The sequence below is a fragment of the Streptomyces sp. NPDC004561 genome, from assembly GCF_053602155.1.
In genome coordinates this window covers 1-2,398 of the sequence record NZ_JBSGDB010000792.1, presented here as the reverse complement: position 1 = coordinate 2,398, position 2,398 = coordinate 1, and the positions used below count along the sequence as shown (strand labels likewise).

The window sequence follows — 2,398 nt, the reverse complement described above, 5'->3', positions numbered from 1 at the left end:
CGCCCGCCCGGGAGTACAGCGACTCACTGAACGCAGTGGGGTAGCCGTGCACACCTCCGTGGTGCCCGGCCACTGTGAAGAAGATCGCGCCGACGGCCGCGATACCCACGGCGTTGGCCATCCATCGCCACGTCATCGCACAAGGTCTCCCACAACCCGTTGTCTGCGAGTGCGTTGGCATCGAGAGCAGCCAGGAGCCGACGAAGCTCGTCCGCCACCTCCTGGAACCTGTCCTCCTCGTCTTCCTCGTAGAACGGGAAGCGGGCGATGATGCCCGCGACGCACAGGTGGAAGGCCCCGAGGTCCCTGTTCACATGCCAGGCGGTCGCGGACCCGATCTTGGGGATCTGCACGACGCGACGCGAAGCCACATCGACGCCGAGCCGACCGAACAGGCCGCTGGACCCGAAGACGACCAACCCGCTCTCACCGACCCCGTCCACGAGCGTCGCCTCAGTCAGCGGTTGGACTCATAACCGATCAGCCCTGCTGGGACGCCGACTTCCCGCAGATCGGCGGCGACCTCGGCAGGCACCCCTGGTGAGCAGCCGATACGGACCACGGCGTACTGGGGCAACGGCAACGGCGGGAAGTCTCGGATCACGCGAGCATCATCCTCGTGCCCCGGCCACACCGGGAAGGCGCGAGCTGGCCCCTGCCACCCTGCGGCGGGCCCCGACATCACTCAATCAAGTTCAGTAGCCTCGATCTTTCGCGAGGGTCCGCCAGCGGAGTCCGCGGACAGTTTCGGTTCCCTGAGTTGATGGTGGCCAGGTTGAGGGCTCGGCTGTCGCGTCGGGTGGGCGCCGGGTTCCACCGGCCGGGGCGGGTGATGTTGCCGTCGGGACGATGGAAAGTTGCTTGTGCCGGACCCGCCCGGCCGGGTGCCGCAGGAGGAGAACCTGCGCGGCACCGAGGAGGAGAAGTGAACCAGAACATCCGCAAGCTCATGGCCTTGATGCCTCCGCACGATGGCGCGGGCGACGTCATTGACTGGCACCAGACGCGCGAAGTGTGGGGCTGCGATTTCCCCTCCGACTTCCGGGATTTCATGTCCGTCTACGGATCAGGCGCGATCGAGGACGGCCTCGCCGTCTCCCGTCAGAACGAAGGCGCCCCGGGTGACGGGCCTCATGACGCCTGGTTCGTCCCGTCCCCGGACTGGCTGGAGAATGTCTCGGCGCCGTATCCGGCCTGGCCGGCAGAGGGAAGTCTGATCTGCTGGGGGGAGGATTCCAACCAGAACGTACTGTGCTGGTCCACCCGCGGCAGTGATCCGGATCATTGGCCGGTCGTTGTCTGGGACTCCGGCGGTCTCGACGGCGAGACATTCATCGAGTTCGACTGCGGCATGGCGGAGTTGCTGCTTCGGATCTTCAGTGAAGAACAGCCGTATCCCTTCAACGAGGGATTCCTGGGCGGGGTAACCCGTCCCAGGTTCGTGCATCGCAGGGAAGAGGCCCGTCTGCGCGGGCTCGGCATCAATCCCTGGCCGGACGCTTGAACCTCACCCGCAACCAAGCGCAGCTTCTTGCCCAGGACGCCTACAGTGCGCCGCCGCCGATCCTGAACTTTGCATACTGAAGGCATGAGCCGTCCGCCAACGACGCGATCACCGGCCCGCCCAGGCTCCTACGCGGCGACGCGCGCCAACATCGCCGAGGCCGTGCGCCGTGGTGTACGGGTGAAGATTGGCATCGTCGATCGGACGCGATGGGCCGCCTCGGCCGCCTGTCGTTGGACCACGGCCAGTTCCTCCATCACCTCCAGTGGGCGCAGGCGATCAGGAAATCGGATCGCTCACTACGACAAGGACCCGTCGCGGCCGGAGGATGTACAGGGTTGATGTCCCTCGTCCCGCTGTTACGGGACTGCGTACGGTGAGCATCGGGCGGGATCCGATCGGCGGTCCGACGCTCCTCGCATTCGCGCATGTCAAGCGATGACAGCCCCCGCGCACGAGTATCACCGCCGTAGACGACGACGGCACCCCGCGGTTCCTGCCCTTGGTCGACGTCGCCCTGGCGGCCGTCGACGTCACCGCGACGGTGTTCGTGATGAACGGTGGCGGCCGGTTCCACCGCCGGCACCTGCTCGCCGAAGCCCGCCGTCACCTCGCTCTTGTCCTGCGCGGCCGCCGCCCCGCGAGCCGGGCTTGGACGACGCGATCGTGGACGCGGCGCTCGCCACATACTGCCTCGACATCAGCGAGCCGAAGACCCTGCGCGGCCTGATGCCCGGCCTACCGCCTCTACACCACCCGCTGGTCGCTGGCCGACCTCACCCCCGGCCGCAGCCAGCCGACCAGCGCCCCGGACCGGCAGCCTCCGGGCACACCGGCCACACCCCGGCTCTCGGACCTGGAGCCGGGGGAGATACTTCGCGTGCCGTTGCGGTA

3 protein-coding genes are annotated in these 2,398 nt (G+C 67.5%); 1 reads left to right on the top strand and 2 read right to left on the bottom strand.

Annotated elements, in window-relative coordinates:
• Nucleotides 1-23 precede the first annotated feature (23 nt).
• A complete protein-coding gene (locus ACWEN3_RS45360; RefSeq protein WP_452984158.1) occupies nt 24-371 on the bottom strand; it encodes a hypothetical protein in 348 nt (115 codons plus the stop codon).
• Between the two features lie 86 nt (nt 372-457).
• Nucleotides 458-604 carry a hypothetical protein gene (locus tag ACWEN3_RS45355; protein ID WP_452984156.1) on the bottom strand — a complete coding sequence of 49 codons (147 nt, stop codon included), beginning with the start codon at nt 602-604 and terminating at the stop codon, nt 458-460.
• 321 nt (nt 605-925) lie between these two features.
• Here ACWEN3_RS45355 and ACWEN3_RS45350 point away from each other — a divergent pair, with 321 nt between their 5' ends.
• Nucleotides 926-1,504: an SMI1/KNR4 family protein gene (locus ACWEN3_RS45350; protein ID WP_452984154.1), complete on the top strand. Its 579-nt coding sequence runs from the start codon at nt 926-928 to the stop codon at nt 1,502-1,504.
• The last annotated feature ends 894 nt before the right edge of the window (nt 1,505-2,398 follow it).